This window comes from Serratia sp. C2(1) (assembly GCF_036352655.1).
Lineage (GTDB): Bacteria > Pseudomonadota > Gammaproteobacteria > Enterobacterales > Enterobacteriaceae > Serratia > Serratia inhibens.
This window is the reverse complement of the sequence record NZ_JAZFBA010000023.1, coordinates 1-498: the sequence shown is the minus strand read 5'-3', so window position 1 is coordinate 498 and position 498 is coordinate 1. Positions and strand designations below refer to the sequence as shown.

Here is a 498-nt window from a genome sequence, read left to right as displayed (position 1 = left end):
CCTCTGTTTATTGACAGCTTCCCCATTCCTGATGTTATCCTTAAACCTTAGAGTCACTATTGTATAATTTAGACAAAGGAAAAAAACATGCAAAAACGCTACTCAAAAGAATTTAAAGAAACCCTTATCGCCTTCTATCATTCTGGTCAATCCGTCACCCAGCTGTCTAAAGAATACGACGTGGCCCCTGCAACAATTTATAAATGGATAGACCTCTACTCTAAATCTAATGAAAGCTCCGTCTCTAAAGCTGATTTTCTAGAATTAAAAAGACAACTGGCTAAAGTTAAGGAAGAACGAGACATCTTAAAAAAAGTATTGACCATATTCGCCGAGAAAAAGAAGTGAGTGCTGCGGATATGGCTCAAACCATACAAACTTTAGCACTCAATGTCAGACTAAGCTGTCAACTCCTTGATGTTCCTGAATCAAGTTATTATGAACGGATTAACCGACATCCATCTAAAACTCAATTAAGGAGACAATACCTGTAGAACT

The 498-nt window shown here is 37.3% G+C and carries 1 pseudogene; it reads left to right on the top strand.

Annotation, left to right across the window (positions count from 1 at the left end):
- Nucleotides 1-87 precede the first annotated feature (87 nt).
- Nucleotides 88-491, top strand: a pseudogene (locus V2S86_RS25355) (transposase); the annotation flags it as partial.
- Nucleotides 492-498: the final 7 nt, after the last annotated feature.